At 67.9% G+C, this 20,320-nt stretch carries 13 protein-coding genes; 5 read left to right on the forward strand and 8 right to left on the reverse strand.

All coding sequences use genetic code 11. The features are described 5' to 3' along the window. Positions 1–80 precede the first annotated feature (80 nt). From argE to putA, 3 genes are all read right to left on the reverse strand, one after another. Positions 81–1,232: an acetylornithine deacetylase gene (gene argE, locus ACW9UR_RS04845; RefSeq protein ID WP_458915787.1), complete on the reverse strand. Its 1,152-nt coding sequence runs from the start codon at positions 1,230–1,232 to the stop codon at positions 81–83. A gap of 1 nt (position 1,233) precedes the next feature. Then, positions 1,234–2,424, reverse strand: a complete 1,191-nt coding sequence (locus ACW9UR_RS04850; protein ID WP_458915788.1) for a M24 family metallopeptidase — start codon at positions 2,422–2,424, stop codon at positions 1,234–1,236. A gap of 65 nt (positions 2,425–2,489) precedes the next feature. Then, a complete protein-coding gene (gene putA / locus ACW9UR_RS04855) occupies positions 2,490–5,993 on the reverse strand; it encodes a bifunctional proline dehydrogenase/L-glutamate gamma-semialdehyde dehydrogenase PutA (RefSeq protein ID WP_458915789.1) in 3,504 nt (1,167 codons plus the stop codon). A 96-nt stretch (positions 5,994–6,089) separates the two neighbouring features. Here putA and ACW9UR_RS04860 point away from each other — a divergent pair, with 96 nt between their 5' ends. Beyond that, complete coding sequence (locus tag ACW9UR_RS04860; RefSeq protein ID WP_458915790.1) at positions 6,090–6,584, forward strand: Lrp/AsnC family transcriptional regulator; 495 nt, start codon at positions 6,090–6,092, stop codon at positions 6,582–6,584. Here the strand turns inward: ACW9UR_RS04860 and ACW9UR_RS04865 are convergent. Next, the gene (locus ACW9UR_RS04865) at positions 6,581–7,207 is read right to left on the reverse strand and encodes a glutathione S-transferase family protein (RefSeq protein WP_458915791.1); all 627 of its coding nucleotides are present in this window, start codon (positions 7,205–7,207) and stop codon (positions 6,581–6,583) included. The genes ACW9UR_RS04860 and ACW9UR_RS04865 overlap by 4 nt on opposite strands. A 316-nt stretch (positions 7,208–7,523) precedes the next feature. Between ACW9UR_RS04865 and ACW9UR_RS04870 the strand changes: the two genes are divergently transcribed. Both ACW9UR_RS04870 and ACW9UR_RS04875 read left to right on the forward strand, forming a co-directional pair. Next, positions 7,524–7,856 carry a hypothetical protein gene (locus tag ACW9UR_RS04870; RefSeq protein ID WP_458915792.1) on the forward strand — a complete coding sequence of 111 codons (333 nt, stop codon included), beginning with the start codon at positions 7,524–7,526 and terminating at the stop codon, positions 7,854–7,856. A gap of 15 nt (positions 7,857–7,871) precedes the next feature. Continuing rightward, positions 7,872–9,728, forward strand: a complete 1,857-nt coding sequence (locus tag ACW9UR_RS04875; protein ID WP_458915793.1) for a M10 family metallopeptidase — start codon at positions 7,872–7,874, stop codon at positions 9,726–9,728. Between the two features lie 19 nt (positions 9,729–9,747). Here ACW9UR_RS04875 and ACW9UR_RS04880 read toward each other — a convergent pair whose 3' ends face one another. Further along, positions 9,748–10,797, reverse strand: coding sequence for a dipeptidase (locus ACW9UR_RS04880; RefSeq protein ID WP_458915794.1), 1,050 nt, complete (start codon positions 10,795–10,797; stop codon positions 9,748–9,750). A 226-nt stretch (positions 10,798–11,023) separates the two neighbouring features. On the opposite strand from ACW9UR_RS04880, the gene ACW9UR_RS04885 reads away from it, so the two are divergent. Beyond that, positions 11,024–11,524, forward strand: a complete 501-nt coding sequence (locus ACW9UR_RS04885) for a GNAT family N-acetyltransferase (protein WP_458915795.1) — start codon at positions 11,024–11,026, stop codon at positions 11,522–11,524. Positions 11,525–11,622: 98 nt separating this feature from the next. Here ACW9UR_RS04885 and ACW9UR_RS04890 read toward each other — a convergent pair whose 3' ends face one another. The 3 genes from ACW9UR_RS04890 to ACW9UR_RS04900 all read right to left on the reverse strand — a co-directional run bounded on the left by ACW9UR_RS04890 (position 11,623) and on the right by ACW9UR_RS04900 (position 17,548). Continuing rightward, positions 11,623–14,982, reverse strand: a complete 3,360-nt coding sequence (locus tag ACW9UR_RS04890; protein ID WP_458915796.1) for an error-prone DNA polymerase — start codon at positions 14,980–14,982, stop codon at positions 11,623–11,625. A 267-nt stretch (positions 14,983–15,249) separates the two neighbouring features. Further along, positions 15,250–16,854 (reverse strand): Y-family DNA polymerase, encoded by a 1,605-nt coding sequence (locus ACW9UR_RS04895; protein WP_458915797.1) that lies wholly within the window; start codon positions 16,852–16,854, stop codon positions 15,250–15,252. Then, positions 16,739–17,548 (reverse strand): ImuA family protein, encoded by an 810-nt coding sequence (locus tag ACW9UR_RS04900; protein WP_458915798.1) that lies wholly within the window; start codon positions 17,546–17,548, stop codon positions 16,739–16,741. The genes ACW9UR_RS04895 and ACW9UR_RS04900 overlap by 116 nt, the downstream gene beginning before the upstream one ends. Before the next feature lie 1,495 nt (positions 17,549–19,043). On the opposite strand from ACW9UR_RS04900, the gene ACW9UR_RS04905 reads away from it, so the two are divergent. Then, positions 19,044–20,261, forward strand: coding sequence for an amino acid ABC transporter substrate-binding protein (locus ACW9UR_RS04905; protein WP_458915799.1), 1,218 nt, complete (start codon positions 19,044–19,046; stop codon positions 20,259–20,261). Positions 20,262–20,320 lie beyond the last annotated feature (59 nt).

The following is a 20,320-nucleotide window of genomic DNA, read 5'->3' on the forward strand; positions in this document are numbered from 1 at the left end:
TCAAGATCGCGTACCGCTTTGAAATTTATATGTAAAAACGGCGGACGGTTGGCGCGCGTTGGGCGGCCTTAAAGGTTACGCTAGGTAAGGTGTGATGCGAGCCCCTTCAGCATCGTGCAGCACTGCGCAAGCTGCTCGGCCTCGACGAACTCGTCCGGTTTGTGAGCCTGCGCGATCTCTCCAGGCCCGCAAACCACGCAATGAGTCCCGAGGCTCTGGAACAGGCCTGCCTCGGTGCTGAACGGCACCAGCTCCGCCGCGTCGCGACCGGTCAGTTGAGCGACCAGGCGGCGGGCGAGGTTCTCTTCCAACGGCTCCAGCCCCACGACCTCGCCGATTACCTGCGTCTCGATCCGCGCTTCCGGGGCGACGCGGCGCATCGCGGGCAGCAGCTCCTCCTCACAGTACCGCACCAGCGCGTCCCGCACGAAATCCGCATCGGCGGCATGGACCGGGCGCATCTCCCAATCCAGCGTAGCCTCTCCGGCAATGACGTTGTGCGCGGTGCCGCCCGTCAGCCGACCAAGGTTCACCGTCGTCCAGGGCGGTGCGAACCGGCTCCCCGAGGGCGCCCGGCCTTTGAGCGTCTCGCGCAGCTCAAGCAGGCGTCCGGCATAGCGCACCGCCATCTCGACCGCGTTCACGCCCGCATCGGGGGCCGAGCCATGACCCTCGCGCCCGGTGAACCGCGTGGTGTACTCGTGGCACCCCTTGTGGCCCTCGACCACACGCATCCCCGTCGGCTCGCCGATGATCGCCACTGCCGGCCGCAAGCTGCGATCGGCCAGGTGCGCGACCAGCTGCTGCCCGCCGAGGCAGCCGACCTCCTCGTCATAGGTGAACGCGAAATGCAGTGGGCGGCGAAGCCGGTCCGGCTGCACGTATGGTAGTAGGGCGATCGAGGCGGCGATGAAGCCCTTCATGTCGCAACTGCCCCGCCCGTAGAGCCGACCGTGCCGCGCTTCCATCACGAACGGATCGCTGTTCCAGGGCTGGCCGCCCGCCGGCACCACGTCGGTATGGCCCGACAGAACCACGCCGCCGTCGCCCTCCGGCCCGAGCGTTGCGAAGAGGTTGGCCTTGCTGGCGCTCTCGTCGTGGCTCAGCTCGATCCGCGCGCCCGCGTCCGAAAGTCGCTCGGCCAGCCAGGCGATCATCCCGAGATTGCTGTCCGACGAGACTGTCGGAAACCCGATCAGCGTGCCCAGGATGTCGATCGTCTCGTCCAGCATGTCAGTCCTTCACGATAAGCGCGCGGGGACGGTCGCAGAAGCATTCCGCCGGCCCATAGTCCTTGATCAGGATGCTCTCGGTGATCTCCATGCCCCAGTCGTCCATCCAGAGCCCCGGCATGAAGTGGAAGGTCATGCCCGGCTCGAGCACGGTGTCGTCCTCGGCCCTGAGCGAGATTGTCCGTTCGCCCCAGTCCGGTGGATAGCTCAGCCCGATCGGATAGCCGCAACGTGCGCCGCGCCGGATCCCCGCCGCCTCCAGCGGGGCGGCGAGGGCGGCGGCGATGTCGCGGGCACGGTTGCCGGCGCGGGCCGCGTCCAGCCCGGCTTCCAGTCCTTCGACCAGCGCGGCCTCGGCGCGCAGGATGTGGTCGGGCGGTTTGCCCAGGAAGACCGACCGGCAAAAGGGGGCGTGATAGCGACGGTAACAGCCAGCCAGCTCGAAGAAGGTGATCTCGCCGCGCTGAAACTCCGAGCCGTTCCAGGTCAGGTGCGGCGCCGAGGCCGACTCGCCGCTTGGCAACAGCGGCACGATGGCCGGGTAGTCGCCCCAATCGTCCCCGGCGCCGTCGATCAGGTCGTGCATGATGTCGGCGACCAGCTCGTTCTTGCGCAGGCCCGGCTCGACGCGCTCGGCAATGCCGTCCACCGCACGCTCGGCGATGCGGGCGGCCTTGCGCATGAAAGCGATTTCCTCGTCCGACTTGATGCCGCGCTCCCAGTTCACCAGCCCGGTCGCGTCGATCAGTGTCGCCTCGGGCAGGGATTCGAGCATCGTCAGATAGGCGCGGGCGCTGAAATAGTAATTCTCGGCTTCGACGCCGACGCGCGCGTCAGCGAGGCCGAGATCGCGCAGCACCTGCGCCAGGTCCTGCATCGGATGCCGCTCGCGCGATTGCACGAAATTGTCGGCATAGCCGAGGATACAGTCCTCGGGCATCCAGACCGTCTTGCGGGCGCCGTTGGAATCCTGGAAGCGGCCCCACCAGATCGGATCACGGTCCGGAAAGACCAGAACGCCCTGGTGCACATAGAAGGACCAGCCGTCATAGCCGGTGATCCAGGCCATGTTGGACGGGTCGGTCACGAACATCACGTCCAGATCCTGCACCGCCATCGCGGCGCGGATTTTTGTCAGTCGCCGCGTGTACTCGGCGGCCGAGAACGGGGCGCGGAAAGGCTCCTCGGTCATTGGCGGCTCCTGGGCAGCGGTCGCCGGAAATGGCGGCCACTGCCCAGCCTAGCGCCGGAACCGCTCTAGGCGTCAATGGGTTGCGGCACTTCGTGGCTCGCCTGCGCCAGCAGCGTTGCGTTCCCGCCCGCCGCCGTGGTGTCGATACACAGGTGCCGCTCCAGCCGGCAGCGGGGGCCCATGTCCGGCCCGGTCAGCAGCGGGATCAGCGCGCCGTCACGCTCCGAAAGCGCCACGCGGGCAGCGCGCAGGTCGTCCTCGCCGCTCCACAGCGCCACGCCGTCGAAGCCCTGCAATTCGGTCAGAGCGGCGCGCGGCAGGACGCCGTCGATGCCCGGGCTTTCGGCCCCCGGCGCCACCACCACAGCACGGCAGCCGTTCTCGGCGGCGATCCGCACCTGCTCCCGCGCGTCGGCCAGCGTCGGCCCGAGGCACAGGATCACGCCACGCCCGACCTCGGTCAGCCGGTTCGATTCGCCGGTCGGTCCCGGCAGGTTGGTCGCGTGCAGAACCTGCTCGACCGGGGGGCCGACCTTGCGCAGCGCCTCGGCCACGCGGACCGAGTCGGCGTCGGCGGCATGGGGCACCGCGTGGCCGGGCAGGGGCCGTGAGGTGAAGCGCGGCACGTAGTTTGGCCCGCCCGCCTTCGGCCCGGTGCCCGACAATCCCTCGCCGCCGAAGGGTTGAGAGCCGACGATCGCGCCGATCTGGTTGCGGTTGATGTAGAAGTTCCCGACATTCAGCCGCCGGGTCACCTGGTCCACCCGGTCGTCGATGCGCGAGTGCATCCCGAAGGTCAGGCCGAAGCCCGAGCCGTTGATTGCGTCCACGACCTTGTCGAGGTCCCCGGCGCGGTAGGTGGCGATATGCAGGACCGGGCCGAAGATCTCCTCGGCGAGGTCGCCGATGCCGTTCACCCGGATCACCGCCGGGCCGACGAAACTGCCGGTTTCGGGCGCCGCGACCTGGTGCACCAGCCGCCCTTCGGCCTTCGCCGCCGCGATATGCGTGTCGATCTTCGCCTTGGCGTTGGTGTCGATCACCGGTCCGATATCGGTCGAGATATGCCACGGATCGCCCAGGCGCAGCTCGTCCATCGCGCCCAGCAGCATCTCGGTGAAGCTGTCGGCGATGTCCTTCTGCACGTAGAGCACCCGCAGCGCCGAGCAGCGCTGGCCCGCCGACTGGAATGCCGACATCACGATGTCCTTCACTGCCTGCTCGGGCAGGGCGGTGCTGTCGACGATCATCGCGTTCAGCCCGCCGGTTTCCGCGATCAGCGGCGCGTCCGGGCGCAGCACCGGGGCCATCGTGCGGTGGATCGCCTGGGCGGTCGCGGTCGAGCCGGTGAAGCACACGCCGCCGACGCGCGTATCGCCGGTCAGCGCCGCGCCGACCTTGCGGCCCGCGCCCGGCACAAGTTGCAGCGCATGGCGCGGCACGCCCGCCTCGTGCAGCAACTCGACGGCCCGGTGTGCGATAAGCCCGGTCGATTCCGCCGGTTTTGCCAGCACCGCGTTGCCCGCTGCCAGCGCGGCCGAGATCTGCCCGGTGAAGATCGCCAGCGGGAAGTTCCACGGAGAGATGCAGGTGAACACGCCCCATGGCGCGGCCGAGCCCAGTTCCTCGCCCCGCGCCGCGTAGTAGCGCAGGAAGTCGACCGCCTCGCGTAGTTCCGCGACGGCATCGGGCAGGCCCTTGCCGGCCTCGCGGGCCAGCAGGGCGAAGATCTCGCCGAAGTTCGCCTCGTAGAGGTCGGCGGCGCGGCGTAGCACGGTCGCGCGCTCCTCGGCGCTGGCGGTCCACGGCGAGGCAGCGGCCAGCGCGGCCTCGATGTCGGGCTCGCTCGACTGCAGCACTTGGCCGACCAGGTCATCGGGGCGGGCCGGGTTGCGGACCTCGTGCGCCTCGGTGCCAGTGGTCTCGACCGCAAGGATCGGCCCGGCCTGCCAGCGGTGATCGGCCCACGGACCGCGCGCCGCGTCAATATCGGCCAGAACGTCCGCCTCGCGCAGTTCCCAGCCGCGCGAGTTCGCCCGTTCGGGGCGGAACAGGTCCGCAGGCCTGGTCACCGGCCCGGCGTGGCCCTCAACCCGCGCCAACACGTCGAACGGATCTGCGGCGACCGTCTCGGGCGGCACCCCTTCGTCGACGATCTGGTTCACGAACGAGCTGTTCGCGCCATTTTCAAGTAGCCGCCGCACCAGGTAGGCCAGCAGGTCGCGGTGCGCGCCGACCGGTGCATAGATCCGGCAGCGCGTGCCTTCCGAGGTCAGAACCCGGTCGTGCAGCGCCTCGCCCATGCCGTGAAGGCGCTGGAACTCATAGGAACCGGCATCGGCGCCCATCGCCAGGATCGCGGCGACCGAATGGGCGTTGTGCGTGGCGAACTGCGGATAGATCCGGTCGGTCATTCCCAGCAGCTTCTTCGCGCAGTGCAGGTAGGACACGTCGGTCTCGGCCTTGTGGGTGTAGACCGGGAAACCGGCCAGCCCCTCGACCTGCGCGCGCTTGATCTCGGTGTCCCAATAGGCACCCTTGACCAGCCGCACCATGATCCGCCGATCCAGCCGCTCCGCCAACGCGTGCAGCCAGTCGAGCACGCCGCCCGCGCGCTTGCCGTAGGCCTGCACCACCACGCCGAACCCGTCCCAGCCGGCAAGGCTGTCGTCGCCCAGAACCGCCTCGATCACGTCGAGCGAAAGCTCCAGCCGGTCTGCCTCTTCTGCGTCGATGTTCAGGCCCATGCCCGCGGACTTGGCGGCCTGCGCCAGCTCCAGCACGCGCGGCACCAGTTCGGCCATCACCCGGTCGTGCTGCCCGGTCTCATAGCGCGGGTGCAGCGCCGACAGCTTGATCGATATCCCCGGATTGTTCCGTATGTCTTTGCTTTCACAGGCTTTCGCCAGTCGCGCGATGGCGGTGGAGTAGGCTTTCATGAAGCCGTCCGCGTCCTTGGCGGTCAGCGCGGCCTCGCCCAGCATGTCGTAGGAAAAAGTGTAAGCTTTCTTGGCGCTTGCGCGGCCCCGCTCATGTGCCTCGTCGATCGTGCGGCCCAGCACGAACTGATGCCCCATTTCGCGGATCGCACGGCCCACGGCGGCACGGATCACCGGCTCGCCCAACCGTTTGATCGCTCCGCGCAGGACCGAGGCCGGACCCTCGCCCTCGCGCAGGATGCGGCCCGTCAGCATCAGCCCCCAAGTCGAGGCATTGACCAGCGGCGAGCTGGAATGTCCAAGGTGCGCGCTCCATTCCGAGGGTGCGATCTTGTCCTCGATCAACGCGTCGATCGTGTCGGCGTCCGGCACCCGCAGCAGCGCCTCGGCAAGGCACATCAGCGCGACGCCTTCCTCGGTGGACAGGCCGTACTCGGCCAGAAAAACCTCCATCAGCCCCGGTTTCGAGCGCTCGCGAATGTCGCGCACCAGTTCCACCGCGCGGGCATGGGCGCGGTCGCGCAGGTCCTGTCCGACCGGGGCTTCCTGTGCCAGCCGGGCCAGTACGTCGGCGCCGTCGGCAAGCCTGTCATCCCTGATCCTTTCGCGCGGCGTTGGCGTCGCGGTCATCTGCATTCTCCTTGTACGAAACTTGGAGCCAGTCTATCAGCGCGCCAGCAGGCTGTTTTCCCGAACACGCCTCTCATGCAGGATATGGGGTCGAAGATGGTGGCTGGCAAAGGCGAAATGGCCGCGAAGATGGCGCCTGACGGGCAGGTTGACGCCATCGACCGCAAGATGCTGCAGATCCTCGCCCGGGACGGACGGATCCCGGTGACGGAACTGGCAGAAAAGGTAGGGCTGTCGAAAAGCCCGGCGCAAGTGCGGCTGAAACGGCTGCGCGACGCGGGCTACATCCGCGGCTTCCGCGCAGTGCTGGACGCGCGGAAACTTGGCCTCGACCATGTCGCTTTCGCCGAGGTGCGGCTCACCGACACCTCCGAGGCGGCGCTGGCCGCTTTCAACGCCGGCGTCATGGAGGTCCCCGAGATCGAGGAGTGCCACATGATCGCGGGCGCGTTCGACTACCTGCTGAAGGTCCGCACCCGCGACATTCGCGCCTACCGCCGCGTGCTGGGCGAGACGATCTCGTCGCTGCCGCACGTGGCGGGCACCTCCACCCATGTCTCGATGGAGGCTGTGAAGGACAGCGGCCTCTAGGGCATCGGGATCGGGTTCACCACCTTGGGCACGTCATAGCCGCGCTGCACGGCGGGGCGCGCGGCGATGCGCAGATACCAGTCCTTCAGCGCCGGAAAGGCGTTCAGGTCGACCTGCTGCCACTCGAATCGCGAGATCCATGGCCAGATCGCCATGTCCGCGATGGAATAGGTCCCGGCAACAAATCCATGTTCCTGAATGCGGCGGTCGAGCACGCCATAAAGACGTTCCGCCTCCTTGTGGTAGCGATCTTCGGCATAAGGCGCCTTGCCGGGATTGTGACGCAGGAAGTGATGTGCTTGGCCAAGCATCGGGCCGGCGCCTCCCATCTGCCACATCAGCCACTCGATGGCGCGCCAGCGCGCTTCGCCTTCGGGCATGAAGCGGCCGTGCTTCTCGGCGAGGTACATCATGATCGCGCCCGATTCCATCAGGCTCAGCCCGGTCTCCCTGTCCACGAGCGCCGGTATCTTGTTGTTCGGAGAGATCTTCAGGAACTCGGGGGTGTGCTGGTCCCCGTTGCCGATGTCGATCGCATGGGTCGTGTAGGGGACGTCAAGCTCTTCGAGCAGGATCGAGACCTTTCGCCCGTTCGGTGTGGTCCAGGTGTAGAAGTCGTACATCGGCGCTCCGGAGGTGGTCTGCAGGGTGGAATAAATTGGAAACCAACAACTTCGATCATCGTTTTCAGGTTGGACCCTAGGTCGGTGAAACGCGGAAGGAAAGCCACACTGGAAAGATAGTGACCTAGCAAAGGATGCGGCACCTCGCCGACTCGGGGTGGGCGCGGTAGACTGTGTCAAAACGAAGAACGGGCTGTGGGGGCCCGATAATGGGGGAAGCGTGGGTCATCTCTTGAGTGTGTGCCGGATAACCGTGCTTCTTGCGGTTCTCTTTTCGTCACTTCCGGTTCCTGGCCGGGGCAAAGCGGGCGAACCAGTGATCCTCTACTGCCCGCCGCAAGCCCAGACTGTTGCCGGATTGTGCCAGGCGCTGGCCGATGAACTCGACGGGGCGATTGCGCCGCGGACGGTCAAGATTGCGCCGCAATTCATATTCAACAACGCCGTGAGCCTGGAACTCGGCACCGTTGCCGACGACCGGCTCGAAGGCCGCCTGGTCTGGGTTGACCGGGCGGGCCGGACGGTGACCGGAGAGTGGGTAGAGACCTCGGTTCTGGACGGCGATGTGAACGCGGGCGCTGTTGCCCGTTTCGCGCGGGGGGTGGTGCGGGCAAGTGGCCCGGCGCTTCCACCGCCAAGTAAAAAGTAGATGAGTCGAGCAGTCATGAGTGTAGAGATTACAACGCTTTATCACGGCCTGCCGGAGGACCCCGGCCCAGAGGGCGAGATCGTGACCGAGACCGCCGACGCGGTGGAGGGCCCGGATACCGAGTATTCCATCCAGGTTGGCGACAGCTTCCTCGGGACGATTGCGGCGCCCGGGGATCGCGACTGGGTCGCCGTCACCCTGGTCGAAGGCACGACCTACGATCTTGCGATGACAGCCGGCACGTTGTCCGACGGCTATCTTCGGCTGTACGACGGTGCCGGCAAGTTGCTGGCCGAGGACGACGATTCCGGTGACGGACTCGATCCGGTGATCCGTGAGTTCACCGTCGGCAGCGGCGGCACGTATTATCTCGAAGCCGCAAGCTATGCCGATATCTTCACCGGAAGCTACACGCTGCATCTGCAGGAATCGCCTCCGCCGCGCGTGCTCGATGTCTGGACCGTCGATGAGGTCGCCGAGCAGTTGGCGCACGGCTACTGGGAAGACACGGGGCGGTCTCACCGTTCTTTCGATCTTTCGGACGGAGAGTCGATTACAGCGAACATCACTGGACTGGCCGCTGACGGGCGGGCGCTGGCCAAGAAGGCCCTGTCGGCATGGACCTGGTCTACCGGTCTGGAGTTCGAGATTACCTCAGGGGACGCCGACATCACGTTCGACGACGAGCAGGTCGGGGCGTACACGGTGATGAGCACGGTCGGAGAGACGATCCTCGAATCCGAAGTGAACATCTCGAAGAACTGGCTCCGGACCTATGGCACCTCGGTCGACAGCTATTCCTTCCAGACCTACATCCACGAGATCGGGCATGCGCTGGGGCTGGGACACGCCGGTCCCTATAACGGCTCGGCTATCTGGGGCGTCGACAACAGCTATCTGAATGACAGCTGGCAGATGACGGTGATGTCCTACTTCTCTCAGAACGAGAACGACTGGTTGGACGCTTCGTTCGCATTCATCGTTACTCCGATGATCGCCGACATCGCGGCGATAGACATGCTCTACGATCTTCCGGGAGAGATCCGGACCGGCAAGACGGTCTACGGCGAGAACTCGAACCTCGACGGCTATGCCGCGCGGCTTTCGGGCATGGAAAGCGCGCTGGCCTACACGATCATCGACGATGGCGGGCGGGACAAGCTCGATGGCAGCCGGGAGGAAGCCGACCAGCGCATCGACCTGCGTGAAGGAGCCGCCTCGGACATGTGGGGGATCACCGGCAACGTGCTGATCGCGCTGGGCACGGTTATCGAGATCGCGGTGGGCGGCGACGGCGACGACTGGATCATCGGCAACGCCGTCGACAACCGGCTGGTTGGCAAGGATGGTGACGACCACATCCAGGGTCTGGATGGCGCCGACCATCTGCGCGGTCGCGCCGGCAAGGATCTGCTCGAGGGCGGACGCCAGGCGGATCTGCTGGAGGGTGACGGCGGCACGGATGACCTGCGCGGCAACGGCGGGGCGGACAACCTCTTCGGCGGTGCGGGGCAGGATCTGCTGAACGGTGGCTGGGGGCCGGATCAGATCTTCGGCGGGACCGTCAACGAACTCGCGATGCTGGGTGAGGCGGGCGAGGCGCTGATCAACAGCAAGTGGGACGACGATCTGATGATCGGCGGCGAGGGCGCGGATGTCTTCATTTTCAAGGCGGACTCCGGGACAGACACGATCGTCGACTTCGAGGACGGCCTGGACGTGATCCGGATCCTGACCGGCGCGGATGGGTTCGCGGATCTCGACATCGCGGACGTGGCCGAGGGGGCGTTGGTCACCTTCGCAGAGACAGCGGTAAAGCTGCTCGACATCGCCTCGGCGAAACTGACCGCCGACGACTTCCTGTTCGTCTGAGCGCGGCCGGGGCGGCGGGTCAGCCGCCCCAGGTCCGGCGCAGGAAGTCCAGCCAGTTCAGGTTGCAGATCTTCTCGATCAGCGGCTCGCCGAAGTCGCGGGCGCGCATTTCATCGCGCAATGCGGTCAGCCCGGCGGCGGTGGCGAGTTCCGGCGGGCAGGGTGCCCCGTCGAAGTCCGAGCCGAGGCCGACGTGGTCCTCGCCCGCGACCTCGATCATGTGGGCCAGGTGGTCGACGCAGAACGAAAGCGTGCCCTCGGGCGCGATGCCGCCGTCCGGGCGTAGGAAGAAGACCCCGTAGTTCAGCCCGACCATCCCGCCGGTCTGCCCGATGGCGCGCAGCTGGTCGTCGGTCAGGTTGCGGGCGGTGGGGCAGATCGCGTGCGCGTTGGAATGGGTCGCGACGAGCGGCAGGCCTTCCTCGGCCACGTCCCAGAAACCGCGCATGTTCAGGTGGCTGGTGTCGAACACCATGCCGAGCTGCTTGCAGCGGCGGGCGAGGGCCTTGCCCGCCGGTGTCAGCCCCGGCCCGGTGTCGGCGTCGGACGGGTAGCGGAACGGCACGCCGTGGCCGAACACCGTGGGCCGCGACCAGACCGGGCCGATTGACCGCAGCCCGGCGGCACAAAGCAAGTCCAGCCCTTCGAGATCCGGGCCGATCGCCTCGGCGCCCTCGATGTGCATGACGGCGGCGAGGCGGTTCGCGGCCATCGCGGCCTCGATTTCGGCGACGGTGCGGCAGAGGGAAATCAGGCCGGCGCGGTCGAGGGCGATCAGCACCTCGGCCTGCTCGACCACCGTGACCAGTGCCGGGGCACGCTCGATGGCGGGCGGCAGGGGCAGGTCGTAGGGCGGGTGGCGGAAGGCGGCCCGGTCGGGCAGCGGGCCGGAGGGTACGAAGAGCGCGAAAAAGCCCCCGGCCAGGCCGCCAGCCTGCGCGTGTTTCAGCGTGATCTGCCCGGGCCCGTCGGCAAAGTTCAGCGCGGCGCGCGCCGCCCCGGCTCGCCAGAGCCGCAGAATGGCGTCGTTGTGGCCGTCGAAGATCGGGGGCGTGCGCGGATCTGTCATGCGCCGAGTTGTGGCCCGGCGCGGGGGCGCGTGCAAGGCATGAAATCTGGGGATTTCATCGTGAAAACCCCCTCAAGTATCTGAAATTGCTTTCATGTTAAGTGTTAAAGCTTCGTGAACGCGTCCGGATGGCGGGTTTCGGGGCTGGCGGAGGATGCCTCCGGCGGGGATATTTGGGGAAAGTGGAAGGCGGGCGCGGGACGGGCGCGGTGCTTTGGGGTGCGGTATGGTTCCTGATTTCTTCACGGTTCGGCTGGAGGTGGCGGACTGGGGGCCGGTTCTGGCGAACGGCGAGGCGCGGCGGTGGCTGGAGGCGGAGCTTGCCGGGGTGCTGACGCCTGCGGTCCTGGCGCCGCTGCCGAAAGCGCTGGCGCTGGACGGCGCCGTCGGGGATTGGATCGACGCGCGGGCGGCAGAGAGCCGTGTGATGCTGGTGCGCGATCGAGACGGCGGCGCGTTGCTGGGGCTGCTGATCCTTGCCGAAGCGGCGCCGGGGGAGGCCCATCTGGGCTATCTTCTTGCCGAGCGCGCGTGGGGGCGTGGGGTGGCGACGGAGCTGGTCCGCGGGCTGATGGCCGAGGCCGGGCCGGTGCGCTGGCGGGCCGGGGTGGACGCGGGCAACCCGGCCTCGGCGCGGGTGCTGGAGAAATGTGGCTTCCTGCCCGAGGCGCGGTCGCCGGATGGGGCGACGATGTTCGTGCGGGAGGGGGGCGACGAGGTCTCCTGAGCCACGGATATCCGGCCCGGGGCGTGGCAGGCAGGTTCGACCCGGGGGCGTCATCCTTGAGGCTGCGAGGTGAACTTGTTCCTGTCCGGCGGAGGGCTTCAATGGAAGTTCCGCCCCTTGGGCAGGGCGCGGTTGCGGGCCAGCGCTTCGGCGTCGTTGCGAAGTTCCGGCGCATCCGCCAGCAACCGTGACAGGGCCGAGCCCGCGTGGCGGCGCTGGTTGCGGTTGTCCTCGGCCACGGGGCGGCGGACCTCGTCGGCGTTGGCCAGTGAAGCGAGGCCGATGTCGGCGTCGGAGATCCGCTGCATCAGGCCGGTCAGATCGAACAGCTCGTGCGCGACGACGTGGATCACCCCGTCCTGGCTTTGCAGCCGGCCGCGCACCGCGATGCAGCGGCAGCCCAGCACCAGCGCGCGGTAGCGTTCGAACACCTTGGGCCAGATGATGATGTTGGCAACGCCGGTTTCGTCCTCGATGGTCTCGAAGACGACGCCCTTGGCGGTGCCCGGGCGCTGGCGCACCAGCACGAGGCCCGCGACCGTCACCCATGACCCCGAGCGGCGGCGCTGCAAATCGACGTTCCGCGTGGTGCCGCGCCGGGCCAGCGGCTCGCGGACGAAGGACAGCGGGTGTGCTTTTAGCGACAGGCTGAGGGTCTGGTAGTCGGTGATCACATGCTCGCCCAGCGGCATCGGGGGCAGGGCGATCTCGGCCTCGCGCATCGTGCCGTCGTCGCGGGTGGTGGCGAAGAGCGGCAGGTGTTCGGCGCTGCCCAAGGGGTCGAGAGCGCGCACCGCCCAGAGCGCCGCGCGGCGGTCGAGGCCCAGCGAGCGGAAGCAGTCCGCCTCGGCCAGTTTCTCGATCGCGCTGCGGGTCAGGCCCGAGCGCAGCCACAGGTCGCGCACGCTGTCATAGCCGCGCCCCCGGCGGGCGACGAGGCGCTGCGCGTCCTGCTCGCCAAAGCCCTTCACCTGCCGCAGGCCCAGCCGCACCGCGTGGGAGTGGCGCATGATCCCGACCATCGACTGGTGCTGCATGGCGACGGGCTGCGGGGCGGCGTCGGCTTCTAGCGTGGCGTCCCAGTCGGAGGCGTTGATGTCGACCTCGCGCACCTCGACGCCGTGTTCGCGGGCGTCGCGGATCAGCTGGGCCGGGGCGTAGAAGCCCATCGGCTGCGAGTTCAGGATCGCGGCGCAGAACACGTCGGGGTAATGGCATTTCAGCCAGCACGACGTATAGACCAGCAGCGCGAAGCTGGCGGCGTGGCTTTCGGGGAAGCCGTATTCGCCGAAGCCCTCGATCTGGCGGAAGCAGTGCTCGGCGAACTCGCGCTCGTAGCCGTTGGCGACCATGCCCTCGACCATGCGGGTCTGGAAGCTGCCGATGGTGCCGACGCGCTTGAAGGTCGCCATGGCGCGGCGCAGCTTGTCGGCCTCGCCCGGGGGGAAGCCGGCGGCGACGATGGCGATGTTCATCGCCTGCTCCTGGAAGAGTGGCACGCCGAGCGTCTTGCCGAGGACCTGGCGCAGTTCCTCCTTGGGGTAGGTGACCTCCTCGAGCCCCTGGCGGCGGCGCAGGTAGGGGTGGACCATGTCGCCCTGGATCGGGCCGGGGCGGACGATGGCGACCTCGATCACCAGGTCGTAGTAGCAGCGGGGCTTGAGGCGCGGCAGCATGGTCATCTGCGCGCGGCTTTCGATCTGGAACACGCCCACCGTGTCGGCGCGGCAGATCATGTCGTAGGTCGGCGTGTCGCCATCCTCGATCGAGGCCAGCGTCTCCCACCGCTCGTAATGGCGGGCCAGCAGGTCGAGCCCCTTGCGCAGGCAGGTCAGCATCCCCAGCGCGAGGACGTCGATCTTGAGCATGCCGAGCGACTCCAGGTCGTCCTTGTCCCATTCGACGATGGTACGATCTTCCATCGCGGCGTTTTCCACCGGGATCAGGCTGGTCAGTCGGTCGCGGGTGATCAGGAAGCCGCCGACATGCTGGGACAGGTGCCGGGGAAAGCCGACGATCTGCTGCGCGAGGTCGAGCATCTGGTTCAGGTGCCGGTCCTCGGGGTCGAGGCCGGCGCGGCGGGCATCCTCGGCGTCGACCTCCTTCGACCAGGAGCCCCATTTGGTGGCCGAGATCGCGGCGATGGCGTCCTCGGACAGGCCGAAGACCTTGCCGACCTCGCGGATCGCGGATTTCGCGCGGTAGGTGATGACGGTGGCCGCCAGCCCGGCGCGCTCGCGGCCGTACTTTTCGTAGATGTACTGGATCACCTCTTCGCGGCGCTCGTGCTCGAAATCGACGTCGATATCGGGGGGCTCGCCCCGGTCCTCGGAGATGAAGCGTTCGAACAGCAGGTCGACCTTGGCGGGGTCCACCTCCGTCACCCCCAGCGCATAGCAGACGGCCGAGTTCGCCGCCGAGCCGCGGCCCTGGCAGAGGATCCCGCGTGAGCGGGCGAAGCGGACGATGTCGTAGACGGTCAGGAAATAGGGCGCGTAGTCGAGCCGGCGGATCAGGCCAAGCTCGTGTGCCAGCGCGGTCCGGACCTTGGCGGGCGGGCCCTCGGGCCAGCGGCGCTTGACGCCGAGTGCGGTCAGGCGTTCCAGCGCCTGCTGGCTGGGCATGGCCTCGCCGCCCAGTTCTGCGAACACCGGATCCTCGGGGTACTGGTGGCGCAGCTCGTCCAGCGAGAAGCGTATGCGGCGGAACAGCGTGCGGGCATTGTCCACCGCCTGCGGCAGGTCGGCGAAGAGGCGCATGGTTTCCGCCTCGGGGCGCAGGTGACGCTCGGCGTTCGGCTCCAGCAGGGTGCCGGCGCGGGCGAGGGTAGTACCCTCGCGGATGCAGGTCAGCACGTCCTGCAGCGGGCGGCGGTCCGGGTGGTGATAGAGCACGTCGCCGACGGCCACCGGCGGCACCTGCTGTTCCTTGGCCAGGGCGGCCAGCCGGGTCAGGCGGCGCTGGTCGCCGGGGCCGTGCAGGCGGGTCAGGGCCAGGTGGACGTGGTCGGGCCTTGCGGCGTGCAGCCTGTCCAGCACCTGCGGCAGGCAGGCCTCCACCCGGCGGGCGGGCAGCACCGCCAGCAGCAGCCCGTCCAGATGGCTCAGCAGGTCCGGCAAGGTCAGGTGACACTCGCCCTTGGGCGCGCGCCGCTTGCCAAGGCTCAGCAGCTCACAGAGCGAGCGCCAGCCGCCGCGATCCTCGGGCCAGGCCAGTACGTCGGGCGTGCCGTCGGTAAAGACCAGCCGGCAGCCGGGGGCATAGGCCAGCCGGGCCTCGCGCGCGGCCATGTGCCCGCGCACGACACCCGCGACCGAGTTGCGGTCGCAGATCGCAATCCCCGCAAGGCCCAGTTTCGCGGCCTGGCCGATCAGTTCCTCGGCATGAGAGGCGCCGCGCAGGAAAGAGAAATTCGAGGTGGCCGCCAGCTCCACCCCGCCCGGGGGCAGAACACGCATCTCACCCCCACGATCCCGCGAGTCGGACCCGGGTCAAGGGCTGCCGCAGGCAGCGGCCGTCAGGCCGTTCACCCTTGAGGCGGGCGCGACTCGCATCCCGATGCTTACCATCGGTCTGAGGGACACACCTGTCCCTCAGACCTTCCCCAGCAAAACTCTCCCACCAATCCAAAGCGCCACACCAAAAACCGGGCACCGGGAGCGCAAAGCGATCCCCGCCCCGAAGGGGGCTCGATGCCCCCGCCGGGGCGCGCCCCTCAGGCCCGCTCATCCGAACACCCCGTGCATGTACCAGCGCGGCTGCACCGCCTCGCGCGCGTAAAGCCCGTGGCGGAACATCCAGAACCGGTAGCCTTCGCCATCCTCGACCCGGAAATAGTCCCGTGTCGGCGCGCTGCGCCCGTCGCGCCACCATTCGCAGGCGATCCGCTCGGGCCCCTCGGCGCGCGTCACCGCATGGCCCACTTTCCGCCAGCGGAACCGCAGCGGCGGGCCGTCGGGGACCTGGGCGACGGTCTCGACCGGCTCGGGGCGCGCAAGCAGAAACAACGGGCGCGACAGCGGCGGCACCGGCACCTTGGCGGCGGGACCGGAGGGCGCGCTGCCCGCGCGCAACCGCGACAGGGGCAGGGTGCCGAAGGCGCGCTCGGGGATATGCGTGTCGGCCCCGACGAAGCCGCGCACCCGCTCGGGGCCCAGCCGCGCGCCAAGCCGGTCCACCAGCGCGGCGAAACCGTCCTCGGGGGCGCGGCGGTCCACCAGGTCGCCCTGCGCGCCGCCGAAATGCTCGCTTTCCAGCACGTCCAGCTTCACCAGATCGAACCCGAACCCGGCCTCGATGTCCTGCCGCAGCCCCGCGATCCGGTCCCGGAACAGGCCCGCGATCCGGTCGGCGCGGCGCAACGGCCCGGCCGAGGCGACCTCCAGCCGCTCGACATGGCCGTCGACGCGGAACAGCCGCAGCTCCAGCCGGCGCGCGCCGAGGCCGCGATCCTCGAGGATCGGCACCAGCGCCTCGGCCAGCAGGGCGATGGCGCGGTCGATGTCGCTTTCATGGCTGATCGGATCGAAGAAGGCCTTCTCGGCGCTCAGCGCGGCGGGGGCGCGCAGCGGCGTCAGCGCCTCCTTCTCGCGCCCCAGCGTCCGGTCGAGCCGGGTCATCAGCGCCGCGCCGAAGCGGCGGGCCAGCGGCGCGCGGGGCAGGTCGGCGATGCACCCCACGGTTTTCAGCCCGACGCGGGTCAGCGCGGTCGCGACCTCGGCCCCGATGCCCAGCGCCGAGACCGGCAGCGGGTCGAGCGCGGCGCGGGTCTTTCCCGGCATCGCCACCGCGCGCGGATGGCTGCCGCCCGAGGCGTGCAGCGCCAGCGCGCGGGCCGCGCCTTGCGTGTCGGCCAGCCCCGCACGGGCGTGCAGGCCCTGGCCGCGCAGGCGGGTCAGCAGATCGTCCAGCAAACCGTCCTCTCCTTTCCACAGATGCGCGCAGCCGGTGATGTCGAGCATCAGGCGCGGCGACTCCTCCTCTTCCTTCTCCAGCCCCACCAGCGGCGAATAGCGGTCGCACCAGGCGGCGACCGAGCGCAGCAACGCGGCGTCCGCCTGCGTATCCGCCGGCTGCGCGTCCAGGTCCGGGCGCAGCGCGCGGGCGTCGGTCAGCGTCTGGCCCGGGCTCAGCCCCAGCGCCGCCGCCCCCGGCTCCAGCCCGGTCAGGCGCACGGCGTTCTTCACCGTGTCGGCCACCGCCAGCGGCGGCGCCTCAGGTCGCCCGTCGCAGATCCACGACCTGCCCCAGCGCGCCCGGGCGATCCGGTCGGTGGGCAGGTGCGGGAAGACGAGGGCCAGGTACCTCCTGTTCTGTCTGTCGTGGGCCATGATCGAAGGTCTTGCGCTTGGGGTTCCAGGTGACGGACCAGGCGCCGCTGCGGCCGTCGCGGCTACGTTCCAGCACCAGCCTGTGGCAGGGCAGGCCGATACCCTTGGGAAAGCTGGCGTCGGGGGGCGAGGGCAGGGGCTCCACCCGCCAGCGGGTCAGGGCGGCGTTGGCCTCCTCCTCGCCGCTTTGGCGCAGGATCAGGACCATCACGCCGCTGTCCCGCGCCCGGATCATCAGCCGCCGCGTCGCCACCCGGTCCAGCAGCTTCGGGTTGCCCTTCACGTGCAGCACCACGGCGGCGAGGTCGGTGCACCGCGCCCCCTCGTCCGCCGCCCAGAGCGCGGATTTCAGGTCCACCGGGTGCACCAGGGTCAGCGCGCCCGGATCCAGCCCGTATTGCGCCAGCCCGTCGGGGCAGAGCAGCCCCGCATCGGGCAGCGCCGCCGGGTCGGTGATCCACAGCACCCGCCCGCGCGGCCCTTGGCACAGCTGCGCTAGCAGCGCCGCGACCAGCCCGGTCGCCGCCCCGATGCCGCGCGCCAGCGGGGCGCGGATCTCGTGCAGGCCGGCCTGTTCCAGCCCGCCGCCCAGTACCTCGTCCGGGCCGTTCAGGCCAAGGCGCAGCCGAGCCACCCGGCCCTTGCGATGGCCGAGCGACAGGCGGTCGAGCGTGGCGGCGGCGTGCATCTCCATGCGCTGTCCCTGAGTCGGATGTTCGTGTTATGTTCTCATTACATCTCCTACCCCGCGCCTGAGTCAAGAGCGGCTCGGCCCGGTAGAGACGGGGCCGCGCGCATGGGGCGGAACGGAAAGGAAAATTAATTGAGCGCGCCGGAAAACCCTATTGGCTAGCTTTGCTTTCGAGCAGATAAGCCGATCCTATTCCATGAAACATACGGAGGGCGCCCGTTGCCACATCAGCGTTTTCGCCGTCTTTCGGATGCGCTCGAGACGGTAAGGTCTACCGCACCTTCGCCCCCGAGCCGGAACGCCTCCAGTTCGAACGCGTCGCCGCCTTCCTAGAGTTCCGGGTCGACGTCGACAGTGGCGGCTACCCGGGGGCGGAGCATATCCGGCCCATCGCGGATGAGGACTTCGAGAGGGCGGCGAAGGCGTAGACTACGCAGGGAGTTGTTAGGCCCGGGTGAAGCAAGTCCAGTCGTGGCGCCGCAAGGAGATACACCCACGCCAATGACGGTTTGGGATGGCTAAACCGCAATTGCTAAATGCAGATCTCATGACAGGTTGGCTCGCGTATGGGGCATTCCGCGGGGATGTCGGTTGCGCGGCCGGTCTTTGACGCGTTTGAAGGCGTAACGATTTGCGATCGTCGATGTGCCTGGCGCTAGCAACCTTAGTCCGAAACGGTGCTATCTGGGCGAGGCAATTCCTGGGCTCAGTATACAGCGCTCGTGCGGATTGGTGGTTGTAATGGCTCATGCTTCTTTGACCGAGCGTGGACCGAGATTGACTCGGAGTTGTGCCGCAGCGTCCGCTTTGGCATTGGTGCGGCGTACACTCTATGGCCAGGCCGCGTAGGACTGTTCCCCGGTGCATCGGTCAGCTCTGGCTTTACGTCGGAACCGTGCCCGCGACCGTTCCGAACTGAGACCGTCGATCAGAGTAGCGATGCGACCCTCGGTCTCGATCGGAAAGGTAAGGTCCTGGCCGAGAGTGCGCCGCATCTGCTGACCCAGCGGTGTTGCCGGCAACGCGCCAGCCAGAGCAAGGTTCGGAATCGAGACGATCGTCGCGCGCGTGCCTCCCTCGGCCACGAGTTCTCCTCCGCAGGTTGGAGCCAGCCAAAGGAGGTTCCCAGTCTCAACCCCCTGCGATGCTTCACCGACCGTTGCCCGTATCTGGGCACGACCCGCCGCAACCAGGACGAGCTGCGCGCTCTCCGGCGCTAGGGCGAAGCCTACGTGCGTAAGTGGGCTTCGAAGATAGTGAACACTGGCTGAAGTGCGTGCTGGTAAATGGCGAAGCAGGGTCTCGGGCATGCATCCATCCTACAGCCTTCGACAGCTGTCACCCAGCAAAAGTGCAATTCTTAGCCGCAGATATGCATTTTCTGTCCATGACCGGTGATCTAGCGTCGGTACACGGCCCGGAGGTGAGCAGACATGAGAGTCTCTGTTTGCACTCGGACGAACAAGGGCCCGGGACACGGGCCGATAGGGAGGACAACATGAACAGCCTTTTCCCGCGGCACGCCCTGCGCGCGCTGGCGGCCGGAGCGACGGTCGCCGTCACGCTAGGATCTCAACCGGTTGCCGCACAGGACGAGACCGCCACCATCGGCTATGCGGTCGCGCGCACTGGAGCCAACGCGACTGGCGCAGGTATCACGACCATTCCGAACTATGAACTGTGGGTGAAGACCGTGAACGAGGCCGGCGGCCTGGAGATGCCGGACGGTTCCCGCCGGATGATCGAGGTCGTCGAATACGACAGCCGATCCTCGAACGAAGACCTTGTGCGCGCGATCGAGCGACTGGCCAGCCAGGACAAGGTAGACCTGATCCTGCCGCCATGGGGGACCGGGGCGAACCTCGCCGTTGCGCCGCTGATGGCGCGATACGGCTACCCGCAGCTTGCAGTCACCGCGGTGACGGACAAGGCACCGGAATTCGCCGCCCGCTGGGATCGGAGCTTCTGGATGCTCGGCGGCGGTCATGACTATGCCACCGCGCTTGTCGAAGTTCTCGCCGCTGCGCGCGACGCGGGAACGATCAACAACCAGGTCGCCGTGGTCTCGGTCGCGGACGGGTTCGGGATCGACCTGATCAACGGCGCGCGGCCGGCGTTTGAGGAAGCCGGGTTCGAGTTGGTTTACGATGAAAGCTATCCCCTCGGCACATCCGATTTCGCCGCGATCCTGAGCGAAGCGCAATCATCCGGCGCTGACAGCTTTGTTGCATTCTCCTACCCGCCGGGCAGTTTCGGGATGACGAAGACGGCGCAAACCATGGGGTACAACCCCAAGGTCTTCTACATTTCGGTAGGCGGGGCGTTCCCGATCTATCCGGGCGTAGCCGATGGAAAGGCCGAAGGCGTCATGGCGATCGGCGGCGTAAACGCCGACAGTGCCGCGATCCAGGCCTATTTTGCCAGTCACACGGATTTCACCGGCAATCCGCCAGACAGTTGGGCGAGCGCGATCACCTACGCCTCGCTGGAGATGCTGGGGCAGGCAGTCGCGCGCGTCGGCCTCGATCATGCCGCGCTGGCCGAAGAGCTGTCGAACGGCACATTCGCGACCGTCATCGGCGACGTGACGTTCGAGGACAACCAGCTGCGGGACCTCTGGTGGGTCGGCCAGTGGCAGGAAGGTGCGTTCCGAGCAGTGAGCCCGGCAGACAAGCCGGGAGCGTCGGATCCGGTCATCCCCAAGCCGGAATGGTAAGCGCCGTCTGAATACGGGCAGGCGTGGGCCTCGCAATGGCCCGCGCCACCAAGTCTGCG

This window comes from Halovulum sp. GXIMD14794, assembly GCF_054457455.1.